Raw genomic sequence first — 21,568 nt, forward strand, 5'->3', positions numbered from 1 at the left:
AGGTCTTTTAGACTCTGCGGTCCGGCCAAGCATACGACAGCTTCGCCTTTTGCTCCAAAATATAACGGATTCTCCCCCATATGGACTATGCGCCTTCCGCTCCGGCCCTTGCGGCCGAGACGCACGCTTTTCAGGTTCTGCTCGAAGATGGCGCCACAGCCAGCATACGCGTTTATGGAAAAGGTCCACGGATCATCTGCAGCCATGGCAATGGCCTCGCCATCGATGCTTTTCAAAGCTTCTGGCGCCTCTTCACGGATGACTATGAGACCGTGGTGTTCGACTTCCGTCATCACGGCCGGAGCAGTCCGTATCGCCAGCCCATCCCGCATGTCTGGCCGCAGCTCATCCGCGACTATGAGGCGATCATGCAAGGGATCACGCGCGAACTCGGCCCGGCGCCGAGCCTCGGCGCATTTCATTCGATGAGCGCACTGACGACCCTGCTGCATGCCGCCGAATACGAGACGCCGTGGATCGGCTTCGTCGGCTTCGAGCCGCCGGCGACGCCGCCAGCGAGTTATCCCGAGTTCCAGAGTTTCCGCACGGAAAATGACAGACTCGCCGGACGCGCTGCGCAGCGTCGCACCACCTTTCCGAATGTGCAGGAGCTATTCGAGTCCTATCGCCGCAGCTCGGCATTTGCCGGCGTCGACGATGCCGGACTGCAGGCACTCGCCGCATCCACGCTGCGCTGGAACGACGACAGGCAGCTCTATGAACTCGCCTGCGCCAGGGAATTCGAGGCCAGCATCTTCACCATGCAGGATCTCCCAGGTGCCTGGGAGCGGATGTGCAGTGTCAGGCTGCCGGTGCAGCTCGTCGCCGGTGAACCAAAGGCGAGAACTAGCCCGTTCGTCGACATGGAGCGTGCCTTCGCGCGCGATGGCGGCTTCACCTTCACCACCGTGCCTGACGCTTCGCATTTCATGCAGATGGAAAAGCCGGCCGAATGCGCCGCAATCGTCCGCGCCTTCCACGCGAGCCTGGCCTGACAGCTCGGGAGTAACGCCGGGCTGCCATGCCGGGCGCGCAGCCGGCTGGCAATCCGCCCCAGCCATGCCCACATGGCAAGGGCAATGGGAGCCCCGTCATGACCGCACTTTCGATCCTCGACCTCGTCCGCGTTACCCAGGACACCGATGCGCGCGGTGCGCTCGACAATTCCCGGGATCTCGCCGGTCATGCAGAGCGCTGGGGCTATCAGCGCTTCTGGGTCGCCGAACATCACAACATGATCGGCATCGCCAGCGCCGCCACATCGGTGGTGATCGGCCATATCGCGGCGGGGACCAAAACCATTCGCGTCGGTGCCGGCGGGATCATGCTCCCGAACCATGCCCCCATCGTCATCGCCGAACAGTTCGGCACATTGGCGCGGCTGTTTCCCGGCCGCATCGATCTCGGCCTCGGCCGCGCACCCGGCACCGACCAGATGACCATGCGGGCGCTGCGCCGCTCGCTGCAGAATTCCGATAATTTCCCGCAGGACATCCAGGAGCTGCAGGCCTATTTCGCCCCGGCCGGCCCAAACCAGCGCCTGCAGGCGGTGCCTGCCGCGGGCACCAACGTGCCGCTATGGATTCTCGGCTCCTCGACCTATGGCGCGCAGCTCGCCGCGGCGCTCGGCCTGCCCTACGCTTTCGCCTCGCATTTCGCGCCCGACCAGTTGCTGCAGGCCCTGCAGATCTATCACCAGCACTTCGAAGCCTCCGAACAGTCGACGAAGCCGCATGCGATGGTCGGCGTCAACATCATCGCCGCCGACACCGATGCCGAGGCCAAGCGGTTGTGGACCACGCAGCAGATGTCGTTCACCAACATGTTCCGCGGCACCCGCGGGCTAAGCGCGCCGCCGATCGAGGATATCGAGACCTACTGGGCGCCGGCCGAGAAGATGCAGGCCATGGGCATGCTGCGGCGTTCGATCATCGGCTCGAAGGAGACGGTTCGCGCCGGCATCGCCGCGCTGGTCGAGGAGACCGGCGCGGATGAGTTGATGATCGTCTCGGACGTCTACGACCACGCCACGCGGCTCAAGTCCTATGAGATGATCGCCGAGGCGGCTGCGGGCCTCACCAAGACACCGAAAGCCGTAGCTGCTGAATAGCCAAAAACTCGTCATTCCGGGGCGCGTGCGCATCTTCGCGCGCGCGAACCTGGAATCTCAGAATGTTGAACATGACGGGATTCCGGGTCTTTGCCGCCGCCGGCAAGCCGGCTCTAGCAAATCCCGGAATGACGAGAAACTCTAGAAATTGATGGTGGTGCGGACGCCGAACACCGCGGCGTCCTTGATGCGCTTTGTCTGCGTGGCATCGTTGGGATCGACGGCGCCGCCGGCGGGATGCATCACATATTGAAACACCGGCTGCACCGCGACACCCGGCGCGACCGCAGCGAGATAGGTTACTTCCAGCACGGCTTCGAAATCGCGGATGGGCGATTGAATTCCGGTGAAAAGCTGCACATCACGATCAAGCCCGCGCGCGCCATCCGAGATACGCGCATAAGTCATCGCGATTCCGAACCTGTCATCCGGCCGCTCTGCCGAGAAACCCGACACCTGAATGCCGCCATCGAGATAGAAGCTGATCAGATTGCGATCGGACGGGCTGATCGATGTGCGCGCAAAGAAGCCGATGCCCTTGTCCGGGCCGAGTGCACTGAAAGCGAGCCGCTGTTCGTAAACGGCGAAAACGCCGCGATTGCCGCGCCGCATCAGCGGCTCGCCGGTGCCGGCCGGATCGGCCTGCGACCGGCCCTGTGCGGTCCAGCGCTCGTCATCGAATTCGGCCAGATGCACCCAGCCGCCGCCGGTGATCGATCCAGGCAACTCCGACGGGCCGAGCTTGTAGGCATATTTCAGTTGCCCGATGATCCACGGCGGATCGTTGACGCGAAATGCGAGACCATGCGCGTTGGCGATCTGCGGATCATTCGGGCCGGGCGCAGCCGCACTGCCATTGAACACCGCCAGATAGGCCGTGAACGCATCCGACAGACTGGCCTTGAAACGAACGCCCGGCACGGCGAGTGGCGGCGAGGGTCCGCCCGCCGGCAGGATCACGCCGGTAATGCCGGGCCAGCCCAGCGCCGAATTGACGAAGATATCGTCATACTTGCTGTCGATGAACTCGATATCGGATGGCTGCTGACCGACCTTCACCAGCAGTCTGCCGCCGAACAGCGACTGTTCGATCCAGAATTCATAGAGCCGCGTCGCCGGCAGCGCTTCGATGCCGCTCACCAGCATCAGATTGCCGATATAGTCGCGCGACAGGCCAGGTCCGTGGATCTGATAGACATTGGCGTGAAAGGTCGCGCCGCTCCAGCCAACCGCCTTGTCGAGATCGACATCCACGCCAAAATCGAACCGTCCCTCATAGACCGCGCCGCGCCGGATGCCGCCGGACGCATTGCCGAGCGCCTCGCCTATATAGGTCGCCGACAGTGCAACGCCCCATTCGGCGAGCCGGTCATTGATCGGCTTCAGGCCGCTATCGCGCCAGTCGCCGGCATGCGCCGATGACAGCGAGACCGTGCCACAGGCGACAAGGCCGGCGAGCGCCATCATCGCACGGACCATCCAGCACGAAAACACACCAACCATGATAGCTACCTGATGATCTTGAGGCGCTTCATCACGGCATAGGCCGATGCTGACGAAATCAATATCAGCGCGCCGGCCCAGAGAAATCCGGTTTCGACATCGGTCAGCGGCAGGCCCTTGGTGTTCATACCGAAAATGCCGGTGACCAGCGTCGGCGGCAGCAGAAGCGCGGTTAGCACTGAAAGAACGCGAAGGCTTTCATTGCCGCGTTCCTCGATCTGCAGATGCAGCTCTTCCTGCAACAGCCGGCTGCGTTCGCGCATCTCGACCACATTGTGATCCAGTCCATCGAGCCGCTGCGCCAGCTTGCCGGCACGCAGTTGCAGCGACGGTTTCAACTCACGCTGACCTTTGGCCTCAAGCCGCTGGAATACGATGCGCAGCCCGGACAGCTGCCGATGCAGCCGCACGCAGGTCCGGCGCAGACGGCCGAGCTTCTGCAACATGTCACGGGAGTCGCCGGAGACCACCTGCTCCTCGATCTCGTCGAGCGATATCGCCAGACTGTCGGCGACGCCGTCCATGGTGTCGGCAACATTCTCCACGATCGTCTCAAGCAGCGCGGCCATGCTGTCGACCCGCTGGCCCTGCTCAAGCGAACGGCGCGTCGCATCGACGGCACACAGCGCGTGATGCCGGCCGCTGATCAGCAAGCGCTCGGTCATCACGAAGCGCAGATAACCAGTGTCTTCGGTCGCCTCGTCGATATCGCGCAACAGGTCCGAGATCACACCATAGATACTGTCATCGGTGGCATGGAGTTGCTGATATGTGTCCTTGGACAGCAACAAGGCACGGGCCTGCTCCGGCGCATGCAATGAGATCTGCGCTAGCCATTGCAGCGCGCGCGCGTCAGTCAGGTTGAAATGCAGCCAGAGCAACCCGCCGTGGACGAGATCGATGCCGGCATCGACCGGCAACGGCTCTGGCTTGCCGTCGGAATGGATCCGGAAGGCCCAGACCAGACCCGGGATCGGATCGGTCAAGCCAAGTGTGGACGTCACCTCTGCAGATGTGACCGGCACTTCAAGCTGCATCGGACACCCACCGTTTTTCACGCCACGCAATACGCATGCGCCACCAAAAAAATAAAATATCTGCCTGCGGCTCTCCGACTGTGTCAGTCCGCCGCAGGCACTTAATGACACCCTTGTTACAGGGATATGTCAGCCGAGATGAGATGATGATCCGATTAGAAAAAATCGGACCATCATCTCATCTCTTTGTTTTGAGCATGATCTTTCGGAAAACCGGTTTCCACTTTTCCGGATCATGCTCTATTCAGCGGCTTCGGCGAGTGTATCGCTCTGCTTGTTGTAGTCATAGACGACGCGGCCATAGGGCAATGTCAGATCGGCCAGGAAATGATGCGCACCGATCACGCGGCGCACCGGAAAGTCGGCGACCGGCGCGTTGACATGCGGGATCAGATGCAGACGGCCCGGGCCGAACCATGAGCCCTTCACGGTGATATCAGTCAGGTTGATCGCCACCAGCTGACAGACTTCCGCGCTGCCATCGACGCCCGGGATCAGCTTCAGATTGATCTGGGTCTTGGACAGCGTGGCAAGGGTGGCCTCGCCGTTGCCGGCCATGGCGCCGTGCTTGTAGGCCATCGTGCCCATGGCAACCTGCTGCCCGGCATATTCCAGCGTACCGGTCAGCGTGTCCTTGACCACTTCGAGTTTCGGATGGGCGTATTTCTTCGGGAAGCCCCAGATCTCGCGCCCGGCAGCGATCGGCGGATCATCGTCCAGATACATCTGCGAGACGAAGTTGACGTCCTCGCCCTTGAAGCGTGCGGGGATCACGAGGCCGGTCTCGGTGTAGCTGCCGAAGCCTGAACTATCCGGCATCTTGATCCACTCATAATGCACGATCGGCTGTTCGATCGGCTCCAGTGGCTCGGGAAGACCCATCCGGATCAGGTCCGGATCGGTCTCATAGGTGATGACGAGGAATTCGCGATTGATGAAGCGATAGGGACCGGCGGGATAGCTCGGGCCGGCCATCGGCATCGACGGCAAACGGAGGATGTCTTCCTGGCGCATCGGAAACTCCTTGGGTGTGAAATCGCTGGTTTAAACTCAGTGCGCGGTCCACCCGCCATCGACCGGCAGCGTGATGCCGGTGATCGAACGGGCGTGGTCGGTGCAGAGGAAATTGACGACCGAGGACAGTTCCTCGACGGTCACGAAACGTTTGGTGGGTTGGGCGGCGAGCAGCACGTCCGAGATCACCTGCTGCTCGGTGATGCCGCGCGCCTTGGCCTGTTCCGGGATCTGCTTTTCGACCAGCGGTGTCATCACGTAACCCGGGCATACCGCATTCACGGTGATGCCGTGTTCGGCGACTTCCAGCGCCGCCGTCTTGGTCAAGCCGGCAATGCCATGCTTGGCCGCGACATAGGCCGACTTGAACGGCGAGGCGACCAGCGCATGGGCCGAGGCAATGTTGACAATACGGCCCCAGGACTTCGCCTTCATGTGGGGGATGGCGAGACGCGTGGTGTGAAACGCACTCGACAGGTTGATCGCCACGATCGCATCCCATTTCTCGACCGGGAATTCCTCGAGCGGCGCGACATATTGAATGCCGGCATTATTGACCAGGATATCGACGCCGCCGAATTCCTGCTCCGCCTGTGCCATCATCGCCGCGATGTCATTGCCGTCGGCCATGTTGGCGCCGCTATAGAGCACCCGGACCTGATGGCTGTCGGCAAGCTCGCTGCGGATCGCCTCGATCTCATTGGCATCGCCAAAGCCGTTGAGCACGATATTGACGCCGCTGGCCGCGAGGCCGCGCGCGATGCCAAGGCCGATGCCGCTGGTGGAGCCGGTGATAATGGCGGACTTTCCAGACAGCATGCGCGCAACCCTTCGTAAGAAAACGTTAATATCTGCTTCTTTGCTAGCGATCCTGTTTGACGGCGGTATGAGGAATTTCCTTCAGCCGCGTGACGCGCTTCATGGACTGATGCGCAATGATCGAATTTGCTATTTGTCACAACGCCGTCACTGCTCATCTAAATTCTGCCGCCAACATCATGTGATCGTTGAGGAGAAGACCCAGATGGATGCGCGGACACCCGATTCAGACATGACGGCCGAGACCGGCTGGCGCCCTGACCGCTGCGATCGTGTAGCACTGGTGCTGCAGGGCGGCGGCGCCCTCGGCGCCTATCAGGCCGGCGTGTATCAGGCGCTACATGAGCAAGGCATGGAGCCGGACTGGGTGTGCGGCGTATCGATCGGCGCTATCAATTCGGCGATCATCGCCGGCAATCCGCCGGAAGACCGGCTGGAGAAGCTGCAGATCTTCTGGGACCGCATCACCGCCCGCAAGGTCTGGCACTACACACCGGACGGCGACGTCTACCGCAAGGCCCGCAATCTCGCGAGCTCCTTCATGACCACGACCCTCGGCCAGCCGGGCTTCTTCAAGCCGCACGAGGTCAATCCGTGGTTCAGCCCGGCCGGTGCAAAGACGGCGACAAGCTATTACGACACCTCGCCGCTGCGCGACACGCTGCTCGAACTGGTCGACTTCGATCTCATCAACTCGCGCAAGACCCACTTCGCCGTCGGCGCAGTGAACGTCATCACCGGCAACTTCCTGTATTTCGACAACAAGAAGGAAGTCATCGCGCCCGAACACGTGATGGCATCAGGCGCACTGCCGCCAGCTTTGCCGATGGTGAAGATCGGCACCGATCATTTCTGGGATGGCGGCATCGTCTCCAACACGCCGCTGCAGCACCTGCTCGACCAGGAAGACAGGATGAACTCGCTGGTGTTCCAGGTCGACCTGTTCAGCGCCCGTGGCGTGCTGCCCCGGGATATCCAGGAGGTTCTGGCCCGGCACAAGGACATCGTCTACTCGTCCCGCACCCGCCACAACACGGACATCTATCGGCGCATGAACAATCTGAAGTCGGAGCTCTACAAGATCTTGCAGCGCATTCCCGACGACCAGCTCAGCGACGAGGAGCGCGCGCGGCGTGACAGCCTGTCGGATCTGCCGGAGATCACCATCCTGCAGATGATCTATCAGCAGAAGGCCTATGAGGGCGATTCCAAGGACCACGAGTTCTCGGCGACCTCGATGCGCGAGCACTGGCAGAGCGGCCTCGACGATACCCGCCGCACATTGAAGCGCCGCGACTGGCTGGCGCTGCCGGAGCAAGGCAAGGGCATCGTGGTGCACGACGTGCATCGCGAGAGCAGTTCGTAGAGGCAGCAGCGCTTCTCACAAAAGCTCAGCGCCGGCCCCTCCCCGTCATTGCGAGGAGCTCTTGCGACGAAGCAATCCAATCCTCGCTTTTTGCTTCTGGATTGCTTCGCTGCGCTCGCAATGACGGCGAAGGGTACTTACCCCACAAGAAAAAGCCCGCGCATTAACGGCGCGGGCCTCTCTTTCGACCGTGCAAAAAAAGCGAGGCCGCTACGTTTCCGCAGCGGCCTCGTCTATCCTCAGAACAACTGGCTGAACAGCACGTAGAGCGAGGCCGAGAGCATGATGGCGCAGGGCAGCGTCAGCACCCAGGCCATCAGCAGGTTGCGGATCGTGGCCATCTGCAGGCCCGAACCGTTCGCCGCCATGGTGCCGGCGACGCCGGACGACAGCACGTGGGTGGTCGAAACCGGCAGACCGAACACGTCGGCCGCGCCGATGGTGGCCGCAGCCACGAGTTCGGCCGAAGCGCCCTGCGCATAGGTCAGATGCGTCTTGCCGATCTTCTCGCCGACGGTGACGACGATGCGCTTCCAGCCGACCATGGTGCCGAGGCCGAGCGCGATGGCCACAGCGATCTTCACCCAATCCGGGATGAACTTGGTCGCGGCATCGAGCGAGCCTTTATAGGCATTGAGGGTCGCGACATCTTCCTTGTTGAGGTCGTTTTCCTTGTCCTTCATCAGGAAGCGGATGGCTTCCGATGCGAGATACATGTCGTTGCGGGTGTTGCCGACGGATTCCGCGGGCACCTTGTCGAGCGTGCCGTAGCTGCGAACCTGATCGCCGACCTGCTGCACGAGAACGGCGAGCGACGGATAGGTGCCTTCGCTGATCTTGCGCTGCGAAACATAGGTGGTCACCGCCGGACGGGGATCGCCGATGATGCTGTGGCCGGCCCCCTTGGCTGCGATCACCTTGGCGGCCGCGATGGAGTTGACCTGGAACTGCGCGACGCGGGATTCCGGCAATGCGCGGTTGAGCGCATAGGCGGTCGGCACGGTGCCGATCAGCACCAGCATAATCAGGCCCATGCCCTTCTGTCCGTCATTCGAACCATGTGCGAAGGACACGCCGGTGCAGGTCGCGATCAGGATGCCGCGGATCCACAACGGCGGCGCCTTGTTGCCGTCCGGTGCTGCGTACAAAGCCGGGTTACGCACGAGGAATTTCAGCACCAGCAGCAGGATGGCGGCGCAGGCAAAGCCGAACAACGGCGACAGCAGCAGCGCGTAGCCGATTTCGGTGGCCTTGCCCCAATCCACGCCCGAGGTACCGTCACGGCCGCGCATCAGCGCATTGGCGATACCGACGCCGATGATCGAACCGATCAGCGTGTGCGAGCTGGAGGCCGGCAGGCCGAGATACCAGGTGCCGAGATTCCAGATGATCGCCGCGATCAGCAGCGCGAACACCATGGCAAAGCCGGCACCGCTGGAGACCTGCAGGATCAATTCCACCGGCAGCAGCGAAACGATGCCAAAAGCCACCGCGCCCGTGGAGAACAGCACGCCGAGGAAGTTGAAGAAGCCCGACCACATCACGGCGAATTCCGCCGGCAGCGAATGGGTATAGATGACGGTGGCGACCGCATTGGCGGTGTCATGGAAGCCGTTGACGAATTCGAAGCCAAGCGCGATCAGCAGCGCCACGAACAGCAGGAGGTAGGGCAGATAGCTGGTGACGCGGGTCCCGGTGGCATTGACGTCGACATAGATGCTGTAGGCGACGAACAGGAGGCCGGCGGCCAGGATCCCGAAAAACAGGATCATCGTCAGCGGGTTAAAACCCTTGTCGAGATTTGGCCGCGACGCCGGCTCAACAGCCGCGCCTCCGGAAATGGATTGATTGGCAGTGAAATCGGTCATGAAACGCCCCCGTTACAGGTTAAGAGGCGTTAATCTCTGCACCACGGATGCGAAGCCCGGATGACAGGCGCGACAATTTGTCTGTTACGGGTTGTGACAGTCCCGCGTCACCGATGCGGCCGGTATATGACAGGGGTCAGATCGCCGACGCGACCTTTTCGAGTCCGATCATGCGCGCCAGTGCACGGACTTCGCGCTTCTGATCCTCACGCAACTGGAACAACAACGGCATCGCAGCGGACTTGAGCTGCTGCACCTCGTCGCTATCGGGATCGATCGGCGGCGCGCCGGCTGACGGACTGGCCTGTTTGGTCTCGTGGATCCTGCGCGCCACGTTGCGCAGCGCCGCTTCGACGCCGGGCCAGTACGATTCCTGCGACGCCGTCAGATTTAGCCGGGTCTTGATCGCCGAAATCTGCGCATCGCTGAGCAGCGTATAGGTCTTCTGCACCGGCTTGGCAGCGGCCTTGGGCTTGGCGGTCGGCTGCGGCACCACGATCGGGGCAAGCACCGTCGAACCGGGCACTTCGATTGGACTGTCGGATGCAAAGGCCTGGCGCAACGGACTGCCGTCAACGCTCGGGACCTGCTGCGGATCGAGCGACGCCATCATGGCGCCGGCCAATGGCAACTTGTCTTTCTTGCCTTGCGTATTGGAAACCGGTCCGCGCGACACCGCGACCGAATTTTGCGCGGCACTGTCGTCATATGACAGCGACAGCGATGGGATGCTATCGCGACCGAGGATGCTCGCAACAGCCACGCCGGTCAGCAACAGGCAGCCCAGCACAAGAAGGGTCAGCGCACGCGTCAAGCCAGTCTCCGAAATTCAGGACTACCAGAGGTACCTGTCCTCACAAATGGAGATTAATTAAGGCCTAACCATACCAGAACGGTGCGATAATACTCAGAGACGTTCAGGCGGCGTTGGCGAGAACATAGGCTTCCTGGATATCGCTCACGATATCGGAAGCTTCCCACAGCGCATCCGGAGCGACCGATTGCATACTGATGGTCCAGTTTGCGCCCTTTCCGGCGCGGGGCGTGCTGACGATGTCGAACTGCACCTCGCGGCACAGCGGATGACGGCCGAAAGCTGCGGCCACGCGTGCCTTGATCTCCTCGATCGTGGCCGGCGTCTTCGCGAAATAGGCTTCGATATCCATGATGGCCCCTGAATCGGTTGATTCCCGATCGGGGCATTGTTGGTTCCACAGGATTTAATGAATGGTTAATTTTGCTGCGCCGCTGGCAGATTGATACCACCCCGGCCGGAGTGGGCTTAGCCCAGCAGTTGATCGAGCCGGTCCCGGAGCTGATCCTGATGGTACGGCTTGGCAAGCCGCGGCAGATCGAGCTGAGCGCCTTCGGGCAAATCCGCATAGCCGGTAGCGAGCAGGACCGGCAGCGACGGCCGCATTTCGCGGGAATAAGCCGCAAGCTCGATGCCCGTCATGCCGGGCATCATGTGATCGGTCATCATCAGATCGAGCGGCTCGTCGCTTTTCAGAATCTCCAGCGCATGCCGCCCCGAAGTCGCGGGGATCACGCGATGGCCGAGATCCTCCAGCATCTCCGTCGTCGACATCGCGATGAGAGGATCGTCATCGACAAACAGGATCACGGCAGAGCGCGCGGCGTGGCGCATGACATGGGCCGTATCGGCGGCCTCCGGCTTCCTGTCGGTGACCGGCAGCACGAGGGTCGCCGTCGTTCCCTTGCCGACGACGCTCGAGAGATCGAGCGTGCCGCCGAGCTGTACAGCCAGACCGTGCACCATGGACAGACCGAGACCAGTTCCCTTGCCAACAGGCTTGGTCGAGAAGAACGGCTCGATCGCCTTCTTCAACGTCTCCGGCGACATGCCGGCGCCGTTGTCGATGATCGACACCTTGAGATAGTCGCCGGGCTTCAGAATCGGGTCGCCCTTGCCGACCTTATGCTTCTTCACCTTGATATCGATGGAGCCGCCGTCCTGCATGGCGTCGCGCGCATTGATCGCGAGATTGAGGATGGCGAGTTCGAGCTGATTGGGATCGATCTGCGCCCGCGGCAGATTGTCGGGAATATCGAGACGCAGCGCCACGCGCGGCCCTAGCGAGCGCTCGAGCAGATCGCTCATGCCGCGGACCAGCGCACCGAGATCGACGGCCACGGCTTTCAGATCCTGCTGCCGCGCGAAGGCCAGTAGTCGCTGCGTCAGTGAGGCGCCGCGTTCGGCGCCCTGCATGGCACCATCGACCAGTCGTTTCAGGCGCGGATCATCCGGCATGCGCTTGCGCAGTAGATCGAGATTACCCATCACCGCCATCAGCAGATTGTTGAAGTCATGCGCCACGCCGCCGGTGAGCTGGCCGATGGTCTCCATCTTCTGCGCCTGGCGCAGTTGGTCCTGCGCCTTCTCGCGCGCCGCGACTTCCTTCATCAGGTCGTTGCTGCGTTCCTCGACGCGCTGTTCGAGCGTCGCCGTAAGCTCGGCAAGCGCAGACCGCTCCGCCGTCAACTGCTCCAGCAAGTTGTCGCGATCGATATCGGCGGACTTTCGCGCCGTGATATCGACGGAGACGCCGACGAGCGTTTTCGGCTTGCCGTCGGACCCACGGACCATGCGCGCACGCGTCTCGACCCAATGCACCGAGCCGTCCGGCCAGATATTGCGGTATTCGACATTGTAGTCCGCGCCGGCCATTAGCGTCGCATCGAGCGCCTGCTGGCGTTGCTCGCGATCATCGGGATGAACCGCGGCCTGCAACTCGCTGAACGTGAATGACTGATCCGGCCGGCGGCCGAAGCATGCCTTGGTCGTATCCGAGACCTCAAGCCGAAGTTCGGGCAGATGCAGTTCGAGCGTGCCGAGCCGTCCCGCATCGAGCGCCGTCTGCAGCAGCCCCTGACTGTCGCCGAGATCTTCGAGAATGGCACGCGTCTGATATTGACGCCGGCGCGCGCGGACGGCCGAACCGACGATCGAAATCAATGTGGTCGGGTGAAACGGGCGCTCGATGAACGTCACATTGCCGAGCAACTGTCCGAGCCGCGCGGCATCCGGGTTGCGCTCCGGTCCGCCGCCCTGACGCGTCAGCAGGATGATCGGGAAATCGGACCACGACGGCTGATCATGCAGCCAGTTGCCGAGGCCGCGCAGATCAACGGTCTTGATCGCCTCGTCAGCAATGACAGCCACGCCGGCGCCGCCCTTGATCTCGTCGAGCAGCGTCGGAAAATCCGCGCAGGGTTGCGCGTAAAAACCGGCCTCGCGGATTAATGCCGCAGCCACTGCAGAATCGCGCCCTGTGGGAGCAAGGATGACAGCGCGCTCGGAGGAACGCCCCGGTTTCACGCCGAGGATCCCTCAAGCAGAGAATTTTGACCGTTGTAAATGGGTACGCCACGCAACACGCCCTGGAATTCGCTGAGCGGCGCGCCGATCGTGAGGCCTCGCCCGTCGATCCGGTACTCGCGAATGGTCGACTCATGCGCACCGGTTCGCTTCTTGATCACGGACATCGCACGGCGAACGCTGCCGCTTGCTTCGAAGTAACGGAGCAGGATCACGGTATCGGCGAGATAGGTGACGTCCACCGGCGCCTTCATATCGCCGACGAGGCCGTGCTGCGCCACCGTCATGAAGGTCGCTGCGCCCCTGCGGTTGAGATATTGCAGCAGCTCATGCATGTGCAGGATCAGCGAGTTCTCTTCCGGCATCGAGGCCTGATAGCCATTGAGACTGTCGATCACGACGGTCTTGATGTTGTGCTCGTCAATCTGACGACGGACGCGATGCGCGAATTCACCGGGCGACAATTCGGCGGCATCGACCTGTTCGACAAACAGATGTCCGCTTTCCTGCATGGCAGGCAGATCGATTCCGATCCCCTTCATGCGATCGAACAGCAGTCCAAGCTCCTCGTCGAAGATAAACATTGCAGCCTTCTCGCCGCGCTTCACCGCTGCGACTACATTGACGATCGCAGTGAGTGATTTGCCCGTGCCCGCGGGCCCGAGAATCAATGTGCTCGAGCCTGTTTCGATGCCGCCGCCCAGCAATTGGTCGAGTTGCGCAATGCCGCTCGACTTGGTCTTGCGATCCATGCTGTTGCGGAATTCGGATGCGACCAGCCGAGGAAAAACGTTAAGGCCGCCTGTGGTGATGGTGGCATCGTGGTAGCCGCCGCGAAACTTGACACCGCGATATTTGATCACCCGCGCACGCCGACGCTCCGCGCCATAGGAGGGCGCCAGCTCTTCGAGCCGCAGCACGCCATGTGCGACGCTGTGCACTGTCTTGTCGGCCACTTCCGCTGTGAGGTCGTCGAGCAACATCACCGTCGTGCCGAATTTTGCGAAGTAATGCTTGATGGCCAGTATCTGGCGGCGATAACGCAACGAGCTCTGCGCCAGCAGCCGGATTTCCGACAGGCTGTCCAAGACGACCCTGCTCGGCTGGGTGCGTTCCACGGCCTCGAATATCTGCTTGGTGGTTTCGCCGAGTTCGAGGTCGGACGAATAAAGCAGGCTCTGTTGCTGATCCTCGTCAAGCAGACTTTCCGGCGGCAGGAGCTCGAAAACTTCAATGCTCTTGTCGAGGGTCCAGCCATGGGACGCTGCGCCATCGCGCAACTCACTATCCGTCTCGGATAGCGTGATGTAGAGACCCTTCTCTCCGATCCGCGCGCCCTCCAGCAAGAACTGCAACGCGACCGTGGTCTTGCCTGTCCCCGGCGCGCCTTCGACCAGAAAAATGTGACCTCGGGAGAATCCGCCGGAGAGGATATTATCCAATCCCCAGATGCCGGTCCTGGCTTTGTCGTCCTGCACGTGCGTCGAACTCATACTGCCCCCTGACGCGCGATAACCGGGGCAATATCAATCGGTTCCCTGTCCAGGACAAAAATTCTAAAAAGCGCGGTCGTCAACGTTTCTCAATGACCAGGCTCTGCACTGCCCGGCCGAAATAACCATCGATATCGGCGAGCTTCGATGCAGCAAGACCGGCGCCATCCGGCCCGATCCAGCTCTCCCCGTCCAGCAGGATCCAGTCGCCCACCGGCGGACGCGACAGGCTCACGGTGAGGTCGGCATTCAGGAAGGTCCAGTCGTCGAAACTCAGCACCGGCGACGAGCCGTTGCTGAAGTCGGCCGCGATCACCGCACGCATCACCTGCGAGAGGCCGGCGCCTTCGACGATCGGCCGGTTGGCCCGGTACCAGATCGCGCCCGGCCCCAGCGACAGGAAGCCGCCGCGCACGGCGCGAATGGTCATGCCGGTGACGAAGGGACTGCTGGCGTAACGTGGCTCCAGCAATCCACCCTGATCCGGCGGCGGCACCGTGACCGGCGGATCGGCGATCTCCGACGGAAGCGCCTGCGCCTCCGCCCTGATCTTCAGCACCGTCGCACGCACCACGACGGTGCCGTTCGCCATGAGACGAATGCCACACAGCTGGATCTTGCGGCCTTCCCGCAGCACCTCGGTCTCGAAAGTGAGCGGCGCCACCGGCACCGGCCGCAACAAGTCGATGGTGACACGCGTCACATGCATCGGGCTTGCGGTGGGCATCTGCTCGGCAAGCCATGTCACCAGCGCCGACGGCGCCGACCCGTGCTGCATGGTCTCGTTCCACGGACCCGCAGCATGCGGGCTGGTGACGACATGATTGCCGTCGACGCGATAGATGGCGTCCATCAGATCGGCCTTCTCAATGCAGGATCAGAGCGGCGGATCGATCGCTTCGTCATATTCCTTCTTGAAGCGCGCAACGAGCTCGGCCACCGGCACGACCTTCGACACGCTGCCGATGCCCTGGCCGCTGCCCCAGATCTCCTTCCAGGCCTTTGGCTTGGCACGCTCGCCACTGGCGTCGGTGCCAAAATTCATCTTGGTCGGATCGGACTCCGGCAGATTGTCCGGATCCATGCCGGCGGCGACGATGGACGGCTTCAGGTAGTTGCCATGAACGCCGGTGAAGAGATTCGAATAGACGATGTCTTCCGAGCCGGAGGCCGCGATCATGTCCTTGTAGCCCGGCACCGCGTTGGCTTCGGTGGTGGCGATGAAAGCCGAACCGATATAGGCGAAGTCGGCACCGAGGATACGCGCGGCGCGAATGGCGCGACCATTGGCGATGGCGCCCGACAGTGCGATCGGACCATCGAACCACTGCCGGGTCTCGGCGACGAACGCGAGCGGCGAAATCTCGCCAGCATGACCGCCGGCGCCTGCCGCAACGAGGATCAGGCCGTCAGCCCCCTTCTCCATCGCCTTGTGCGCGAAACGCTGATTGATGACGTCATGAAACACGATGCCACCCCAGGCATGGGCCGCCTGATTGAGTTCTTCACGCGCACCAAGCGAGGTGATCATCATCGGCACCTTATGCTTTTCGCAAAGCGCCATGTCCTGCTCGAGCCGGTTGTTGGACTTGTGCACGATCTGGTTGACCGCGAAGGGTGCGGAGAGCCGATCCGGATGCGCCTTGTCATGCGCAGCAAGTTCTTCCTTGATCCGGTGCAGCCATTCGTCGAGTAGCGCCGCCGGACGCGCATTCAGCGCGGGAAACGCGCCGACGATACCGGCCTTGCACTGCGCGATGACGAGATCCGGCACCGAAATGATGAATAGCGGCGAACCGATCACGGGCAGCGAAAGGCGGTTCTTGAACAAAGCCGGCATCGACATGGGAAATTCCTCGACTTCTTTTCTTGATTTGTGCGCGATCCTGCGCGCCTGCCCCCGGTCGATCCGGGTGCGGGCGGACGATGCCAGAAGCGTGGGGCGGATGGCAATTGCGCTGCGGGAGAAAAAAGCCGGGCTGAACGGCGTTCGTCCGGTACGCGGAATAATGGGGCACCACATTATCCAGGTGGCGCCCCATTATCGGGATGACTGATCGATTGTCGGCAAGCGCCCCATCAAGCGGGTTCTGACATCGTCACACGGTTCTTGACGCTGGGACGCTCGTTCATCCTTGCGTACCAGGCGTGGAGAGCCTCGTACTCCGCAGGCACCTCGAGCTGCACGAGACCGGCGAAGATCAAACCGCCAATTACCGTGATATCGGCCATCGAGAAAAACTCGCCGGCAATGAACGGCTGCTTTTTCAGCACCCCGTCAAAGTACGCCATCCCCCTGAGCGCCTTGTCGCGCTGGCGGAAACCCCACTCGGCATTTTGATAGATCTCGACGTGGGGTCCGAGCCCCGGTGTCGCGTGATGGAAATAGACACTAATGGCGTCGAGCAACTCCAGCTCGGCACGCTTGCTCATCATGTGGATCAAGCCCTTCTCGCGCGGCGTACTCCCGGTGAGCACGGGAGCGCCCTCAAGTCCGTCGAGATATTCGGTAATGGCCGTGCACTCGGCAATGAAAGTGCCGTCGTCGAGTTCGAGCACCGGCAGCGTGCCTGAATAGTTCTTGGCGAGGAATTCGGGCTTCTTGTGCTCGCCCTTCGTGAGATCGACCGACACAAAATTGATACGCGATCGGAGGTTCTTCTCGGCCACAGCGATCCGGACGCGCGCCGGGTAAGGCCCTGTGCTCCAATCGTGAATCGTCATCATCGGGAGCTTTGTCGCGTCGCCATTGTAGATCTGAGTATTCATTAGTTTATCCTACCTATCAGTTGGTAGGGTGATTTACGGCTTTGATTTACAGGCGTCAACGCCTATCTATCACTTGGTAGGCCGTAAACACGGGGTTGTGAGACCGGGATATGAGTTCGAATTCCAGAGAAGCCATCCTGGTGGCTGCGAAACTGACCGCGCAGGCCCATGGCTATAGCGGCCTGAATTTCCGTGATCTTGCGGCAGAGGTCGGCATCAAGGCTGCGAGCATCTACCACCACTTCCCGAGCAAAGCCGATCTCGGCGCCGCCGTTGCCAGGCGCTATTGGGAGGACTCGGCCGCCTATCTGGAGACGCTGCTGGCCGAATCCAAGGATCCGGCCGCCTGCCTCCGCCAATATCCCGGCACGTTCCGCAAGGCGCTGGAGAGCAGCAACCGCATGTGCCTGTGCAGCTTCATGGCCGCCGAGTATGACGACCTGCCGGAGCCGGTGAAGAAAGAGATCCGGACCTTCACCGATATCAACGTGGCATGGCTGAGCAAGGTTCTCGCCGCTGTGACCGCGCTGAGTCTTGATGAGAGCGAACCGCGTGCGCGCGCCATCTTCGCCGCCATCACCGGCGCTCAGCTGATGGCAAGAAGCCGCGCGGATGTCTCACTCTATGACGCGCTCATCGAGAGCTATCGCGCAGCGGGTCTGTTGCCGGCATAGACCTACTGGCAGAGCGCCTGGGTGACGTAATTTTCCGTCTTGCAGTCGCCCGGCTCCGGCGCGCGGCCGGGGATCATGGCCCTGGGCGAGCAGCTTTGCGCTGCGTCGGTGTCGAGACTCTTGCCGTCCTTGAAGCCCTTGCTCTGACACAGTTTGTCTGAGGCCGCCTTGCAGTCGGGTGCGCCATTGGCAGCGACCGGACAAGCCACCCGTCCCTTCACCACCGTGTTCAGCTTGGTCAGGCTGTCGGTGCCGAGCGACGGCATGGTGGGCAGCGACGGCAGCAGCGAGGTGGAATTCTTGAACAGCTTGCCGATCTCGTTGAACAGGCCGGGATTCTCGGGCGCCGGGGGCGGTGACGGCGGCGGCGCCTGTTCAGCCATCGGAGCCGGCGCGAAAGCCGCGGCAGGCGGGGGTGCGGCCGAGGGAGCCGGGACAACCTGAATCGTGATCGACTTCTGCGGAGCCGGCTGCTGCTGCATCGCCTGCGACCAGGCGCACATCGTAGCTGCGCCCACGGTCAGCACCGCGATCGCAGCGACGACGCAGTTGCGGGTTACCGGAGCCAACAGACGGGTCAAATCGAACATGATGCGGAACGTATCCCGGCACCTGCGCCGGGGGAAGCATCCAGATCTAGAACAGCCGGAATGCGATGATGAAGCCGAGCACCAGAACGCCGACGCCCAGCGCAACCCACAGACCCAGACGCTTCTCGATGGTCTCGCGAATCCAGACGCCGTAGCGGTTGAGCAGGATGGCGACGACATAGAAGCGCACGCCGCGGGCAACCACCGACAGCGCGATGAACATCCAGATATTATAGTTGGCGAAGCCTGACGTGATGGTGACAAGCTTGTAGGGGATCGGCGTCAACCCCTTCAGCAGGATGATCCATGCGCCATATTCGGCATAGCCGGCGCGGAATGCCTCAACCTTGTCGCCGTAGCCATAGAAATGAATGACCCATTGGCCAACGGAGTCATACAGCACCGCGCCGATGAGATATCCCACCACGCCGCCGAGCACTGAGGTAATGGTGCAAATGCCCGCATAGAGCCAGGCCTTCTGTGGCCGGGCCAGCGCCATCGGAATCAGCATCACATCCGGCGGCACCGGAAAGAACGAACTTTCCGCGAAGGACACGATGCCCAAAATCCAGAGGGCATAGGGCTTGTGGGCGGCGTCGATACACCAGTCATACATTCGTCTGAGCATGGTTCGCGATGAACCATCCTGACGCCGATTTGTCTATGGCTGGGCTGACACGCGCGAGACGAAAAGCTTAACTCAACTTGCGAAGGCGACGACCTTCGAGCGCGACAATTGGCCGCCGCGCAGCGCTTTGCTCGATGGATTTGGGCCGTTTCGGCGGTTTCGGGAGCTTTTCGGCGATACCGAGCATGTCTTCACGCCGGCTCATCTCGGCCCAGACCTGCTCAGGACGCACGCCCGCGGCCGCCCACAACACAGTCAAATTGTAGAGAAGATCGGCGCTTTCGCGGATCACGGCGTCCGGTTTGCGGTTGATCGCATCGATGACGACCTCGATGGCTTCTTCGGCGAGCTTCTTCGCCATCTTTTCCGGCCCCTGCTGATAAAGCCGGGCCGTTCGCGAGACCGAGGGATCGAGATCCTTGGCCGCGATCACCGCCTGATAAAGTCGGTCGAGCGAATCACTCATACAACTACACTATCCCAAAGCCGTGGCCGGCGCGTTAACGCCTGGCCTTCAAGTGTCTGCAACGACGTCAAAACGCCGGCCGCAAGCGCGACCGGCGTTTGATAGTTAAGTGACAGTTGCATGACGGAATAAGTTGTGACCGATCGCGAACTACCAGGTCATACGACGCGAATTATCATAACCATGGCCACCGCCATAGCCGCGATACGGCACGCCACCGTAATAGGCAGGACCGCCATCATAATAGGCTGGGCCACCACCGTAGTAGCCGTAGCCCGGGCCATTATCGTAGTAATAGTCGCGACGGCTCTGCGTGGCAGCGATTGCGCCAATGGTACCGACGATGGCGCCAAAGGCCGCAAGGCCGGCAGCATTGCCGCCACCGCGATAGTGGCGACGGCGCGCGCTGCTGAAATCGGTCGCATCGCTGGTGCCGTGAGTTGCAACAGCCTGGCTTGTGCTCTTGGCGACAGGTGCCGCAAATGCTCCGGTCGGCGCAATTGCCGAGATCGTCATGGCCGCGACGGTCGCCACGATGGCGGCGTGGCCGGTCTTATTAAACAATCTATTTCGTACGAACATCTCAATGTCCTCCGTGGTCGTCTGGCCCTATGGGCCTCTGTATAGCCAACCACTTCGGCCACTATGGGTTCCCCAACCCCAACGGCAGCTGAACGATCGGTGTCCAAATCGGGGCAGTCATCTCCCGTTCAGCCTTTTACGGTTAGAAACGACGCGCAAGATGTCGCACCATACCGCCATCAATCAGACATGCCCGGCGGGGTAACTGCCGGTCCGTCAGTCGTTAAGTATCTTGATGCCCAGAAACGCGACCAACATTTCCCGGCGGCATGTCCTCCTCTCGCTGAGTGCGCTGGGCTCCGTCGCTTTTTGCGCATCATCGGGACAGGCCGCCGACGACACCAGGGCGGCTGACGACAAGACACCGACCAATATGCAGTTTGCGCTCGATCGCGCGGTCGATGCGATTGCCGCCCCCTTCGTGCTGGCCGATGCCCGCGGCCTGTACCGGGCCGAGAACCTGAATGTAACCACCACCGTCGCCGCAGGATCGAAGGAGACCATCGCGCGGGTCGCCTCCGGTGCCTGCGACATGGCGCTGGCCGATCTCAATGCGTTGATCCGCTATCGCGGCGATTCCGATGCCGCGACGGTGAAAGCCGTCTTCGTACTACTCAACGTAGCACCCTATGCCATCGTCGCCCGCAAGAGCCGCGGCGTGATCTCGCTCGGCAGCCTTGAAGGAAAAGTGCTTGGGGTCGCTGATCGCGATCTCGCGATCCGGCTATGGCCGGCACTGGCCAAGCGAAACAACATCAAGCTTGCAGCCGTGAAGCTGGAGAGGATCAGCGCCGCGGTGCGCGAACCGATGCTCTCGGCCGGTCAGGTCGATGCGGTCACCGGCTTCTCCTATCTCTCGGCGGTCAACCTGCGCGACCGCGGCGTCCCCGCCGATGACCTGGCGGTGTTTCGTTTCGCCGAGTTCGGGTCTGCCGCCTATGGCCTCGCGCTGATCGTCAATCCGAAATTCGCTACCGCCAGACCCGAGGCCGTGAAAGCATTCATTCGCGCCGTCACCGCCGGGACGCAGTTGGCGATCCAGGATCCGGCCAAGGCGATCACCGACGTCATGACCCAGATGGAGAACGGTTCGCGCGACCTTGAACTGACGCGGCTCCACATTGCCATTACCGACAATATCCTGACCGACGACGTCCGCCGCGACGGGCTGGGTGGCATCGACGCCGCGCGCTTTGAGACGTCACTCAACGAGATCGCCGAAGATTTTACCTTCAAGAAGCGCCCCTCAGCCGCGGACATCTTCGATGACAGCTTCCTGCCGGGCTCGGTCGGCCGCAAGATGAACTGA

22 protein-coding genes are annotated in these 21,568 nt (G+C 61.7%); 6 read left to right on the top strand and 16 right to left on the bottom strand.

Annotated elements, in window-relative coordinates:
- Positions 1-80 precede the first annotated feature (80 nt).
- Together AB7813_RS17125 and AB7813_RS17130 are read left to right on the top strand one after the other, a co-directional pair.
- Positions 81-995, top strand: a complete 915-nt coding sequence (locus tag AB7813_RS17125) for an alpha/beta fold hydrolase (RefSeq protein ID WP_439065135.1) — start codon at positions 81-83, stop codon at positions 993-995.
- 98 nt (positions 996-1,093) lie between these two features.
- Positions 1,094-2,110 carry an LLM class flavin-dependent oxidoreductase gene (locus AB7813_RS17130; protein WP_439065136.1) on the top strand — a complete coding sequence of 339 codons (1,017 nt, stop codon included), beginning with the start codon at positions 1,094-1,096 and terminating at the stop codon, positions 2,108-2,110.
- A 141-nt stretch (positions 2,111-2,251) separates the two neighbouring features.
- On the opposite strand, the gene AB7813_RS17135 is transcribed toward AB7813_RS17130, so the two are convergent.
- The 4 genes from AB7813_RS17135 to AB7813_RS17150 all read right to left on the bottom strand — a co-directional run bounded on the left by AB7813_RS17135 (position 2,252) and on the right by AB7813_RS17150 (position 6,483).
- Positions 2,252-3,613, bottom strand: a complete 1,362-nt coding sequence (locus AB7813_RS17135; RefSeq protein WP_439065137.1) for a carbohydrate porin — start codon at positions 3,611-3,613, stop codon at positions 2,252-2,254.
- A gap of 5 nt (positions 3,614-3,618) precedes the next feature.
- Positions 3,619-4,650, bottom strand: a complete 1,032-nt coding sequence (locus tag AB7813_RS17140; protein WP_439065138.1) for a transporter — start codon at positions 4,648-4,650, stop codon at positions 3,619-3,621.
- 240 nt (positions 4,651-4,890) lie between these two features.
- On the bottom strand, positions 4,891-5,664 hold the full coding sequence (locus AB7813_RS17145; protein ID WP_439065139.1) for an acetoacetate decarboxylase: 774 nt from the start codon (positions 5,662-5,664) through the stop codon (positions 4,891-4,893).
- Between the two features lie 36 nt (positions 5,665-5,700).
- Positions 5,701-6,483, bottom strand: a complete 783-nt coding sequence (locus tag AB7813_RS17150) for a 3-hydroxybutyrate dehydrogenase (RefSeq protein ID WP_089267658.1) — start codon at positions 6,481-6,483, stop codon at positions 5,701-5,703.
- A 205-nt stretch (positions 6,484-6,688) separates the two neighbouring features.
- On the opposite strand from AB7813_RS17150, the gene AB7813_RS17155 reads away from it, so the two are divergent.
- Positions 6,689-7,849 carry a patatin-like phospholipase family protein gene (locus AB7813_RS17155; RefSeq protein ID WP_439065141.1) on the top strand — a complete coding sequence of 387 codons (1,161 nt, stop codon included), beginning with the start codon at positions 6,689-6,691 and terminating at the stop codon, positions 7,847-7,849.
- 239 nt (positions 7,850-8,088) lie between these two features.
- On the opposite strand, the gene AB7813_RS17160 is transcribed toward AB7813_RS17155, so the two are convergent.
- The 7 genes from AB7813_RS17160 to AB7813_RS17190 all read right to left on the bottom strand — a co-directional run bounded on the left by AB7813_RS17160 (position 8,089) and on the right by AB7813_RS17190 (position 16,396).
- Positions 8,089-9,717 (bottom strand): inorganic phosphate transporter, encoded by a 1,629-nt coding sequence (locus AB7813_RS17160; protein WP_089267659.1) that lies wholly within the window; start codon positions 9,715-9,717, stop codon positions 8,089-8,091.
- Positions 9,718-9,853: 136 nt separating this feature from the next.
- Positions 9,854-10,531, bottom strand: a complete 678-nt coding sequence (locus tag AB7813_RS17165; protein ID WP_184512142.1) for a hypothetical protein — start codon at positions 10,529-10,531, stop codon at positions 9,854-9,856.
- A gap of 103 nt (positions 10,532-10,634) precedes the next feature.
- The gene (locus tag AB7813_RS17170) at positions 10,635-10,883 is read right to left on the bottom strand and encodes a hypothetical protein (protein WP_068729285.1); all 249 of its coding nucleotides are present in this window, start codon (positions 10,881-10,883) and stop codon (positions 10,635-10,637) included.
- Between the two features lie 116 nt (positions 10,884-10,999).
- Positions 11,000-12,994, bottom strand: coding sequence for an ATP-binding protein (locus AB7813_RS17175; RefSeq protein ID WP_439065144.1), 1,995 nt, complete (start codon positions 12,992-12,994; stop codon positions 11,000-11,002).
- Positions 12,995-13,053: 59 nt separating this feature from the next.
- Positions 13,054-14,550, bottom strand: a complete 1,497-nt coding sequence (locus tag AB7813_RS17180; RefSeq protein ID WP_089267662.1) for an ATPase domain-containing protein — start codon at positions 14,548-14,550, stop codon at positions 13,054-13,056.
- Positions 14,551-14,629: 79 nt separating this feature from the next.
- Positions 14,630-15,403, bottom strand: a complete 774-nt coding sequence (locus AB7813_RS17185) for a thioesterase family protein (protein ID WP_439068638.1) — start codon at positions 15,401-15,403, stop codon at positions 14,630-14,632.
- A gap of 24 nt (positions 15,404-15,427) precedes the next feature.
- Complete coding sequence (locus AB7813_RS17190; protein WP_439083953.1) at positions 15,428-16,396, bottom strand: NAD(P)H-dependent flavin oxidoreductase; 969 nt, start codon at positions 16,394-16,396, stop codon at positions 15,428-15,430.
- Between AB7813_RS17190 and AB7813_RS17195 the strand changes: the two genes are divergently transcribed.
- Positions 16,374-16,607 (top strand): hypothetical protein, encoded by a 234-nt coding sequence (locus tag AB7813_RS17195; protein WP_184512146.1) that lies wholly within the window; start codon positions 16,374-16,376, stop codon positions 16,605-16,607. The genes AB7813_RS17190 and AB7813_RS17195 overlap by 23 nt on opposite strands.
- 22 nt (positions 16,608-16,629) lie before the next feature.
- On the opposite strand, the gene AB7813_RS17200 is transcribed toward AB7813_RS17195, so the two are convergent.
- The gene (locus AB7813_RS17200) at positions 16,630-17,274 is read right to left on the bottom strand and encodes a glutathione S-transferase (RefSeq protein WP_439065913.1); all 645 of its coding nucleotides are present in this window, start codon (positions 17,272-17,274) and stop codon (positions 16,630-16,632) included.
- Between the two features lie 155 nt (positions 17,275-17,429).
- On the opposite strand from AB7813_RS17200, the gene AB7813_RS17205 reads away from it, so the two are divergent.
- Positions 17,430-17,993, top strand: a complete 564-nt coding sequence (locus tag AB7813_RS17205) for a TetR/AcrR family transcriptional regulator (protein WP_439065145.1) — start codon at positions 17,430-17,432, stop codon at positions 17,991-17,993.
- A 2-nt stretch (positions 17,994-17,995) separates the two neighbouring features.
- On the opposite strand, the gene AB7813_RS17210 is transcribed toward AB7813_RS17205, so the two are convergent.
- The 4 genes from AB7813_RS17210 to AB7813_RS17225 form a co-directional block, all read right to left on the bottom strand.
- Positions 17,996-18,583, bottom strand: a complete 588-nt coding sequence (locus AB7813_RS17210) for a hypothetical protein (RefSeq protein ID WP_244558551.1) — start codon at positions 18,581-18,583, stop codon at positions 17,996-17,998.
- Between the two features lie 46 nt (positions 18,584-18,629).
- Positions 18,630-19,211: a YqaA family protein gene (locus tag AB7813_RS17215; RefSeq protein ID WP_089267665.1), complete on the bottom strand. Its 582-nt coding sequence runs from the start codon at positions 19,209-19,211 to the stop codon at positions 18,630-18,632.
- 67 nt (positions 19,212-19,278) lie between these two features.
- Complete coding sequence (gene hisE, locus AB7813_RS17220; RefSeq protein ID WP_089267666.1) at positions 19,279-19,677, bottom strand: phosphoribosyl-ATP diphosphatase; 399 nt, start codon at positions 19,675-19,677, stop codon at positions 19,279-19,281.
- 150 nt (positions 19,678-19,827) lie between these two features.
- Positions 19,828-20,241, bottom strand: coding sequence for a hypothetical protein (locus tag AB7813_RS17225; RefSeq protein WP_439065146.1), 414 nt, complete (start codon positions 20,239-20,241; stop codon positions 19,828-19,830).
- 253 nt (positions 20,242-20,494) lie between these two features.
- On the opposite strand from AB7813_RS17225, the gene AB7813_RS17230 reads away from it, so the two are divergent.
- Positions 20,495-21,568 (top strand): ABC transporter substrate-binding protein, encoded by a 1,074-nt coding sequence (locus AB7813_RS17230; RefSeq protein ID WP_439065147.1) that lies wholly within the window; start codon positions 20,495-20,497, stop codon positions 21,566-21,568.

Source organism: Tardiphaga sp. 20_F10_N6_6 (genome assembly GCF_052076045.1).
Taxonomy (GTDB): Bacteria; Pseudomonadota; Alphaproteobacteria; order Rhizobiales; family Xanthobacteraceae; genus Tardiphaga; species Tardiphaga robiniae.